The organism is Corynebacterium sp. HMSC068G04 (assembly GCF_001814885.1).
GTDB lineage: Bacteria > Actinomycetota > Actinomycetes > Mycobacteriales > Mycobacteriaceae > Corynebacterium > Corynebacterium hiratae.
Genome location: NZ_KV818312.1, coordinates 42,518 through 42,920, shown reverse-complemented (window position 1 = coordinate 42,920; position 403 = coordinate 42,518). Strand labels below are relative to the sequence as shown.

The 403-nt window shown below is 58.3% G+C and carries 1 protein-coding gene; it reads left to right on the top strand.

Going from position 1 to position 403, the window contains the following annotated elements:
- Positions 1 to 387 (top strand): transposase (locus HMPREF2993_RS05005; protein ID WP_246822362.1); only part of this gene is annotated, 387 nt, incomplete at its 5' end.
- Positions 388 to 403: the final 16 nt, after the last annotated feature.

Genomic DNA, 403 nt, shown 5'->3' with positions numbered 1-403 from the left:
GAGGCCTACCAACTCGACGAGGTCACCGTCGTCGCCGATGCAGGCATGTTCTCCGCGGCGAACAAACAAGCATTGATAGATGCAGGGCTGCACTACATCTTGTCGGTGAAGACCCCCACCGTGCCTGAGGTAATTGAAACCTGGCGGCGGGAAAACCCCGGTGAAGACTACACCCACGGCCAGATCTGGACACAAACCTCGGCAAGCGATGGGCGCAAACACACAACCCCGAATACGGTGACGCATTACCAGTACTCCCACGACCGGGCCAGACGCAGCCTGCGCGGAATCAAAGAACAAGTCGCAAAAGCCAAACGCGCTGTTGACGGCGATATCGCTATCAAGCGCACCAGGCGCACAATCCACACGCTGTATCCGAAATGCTAAACGGCCCCGCGGAAGC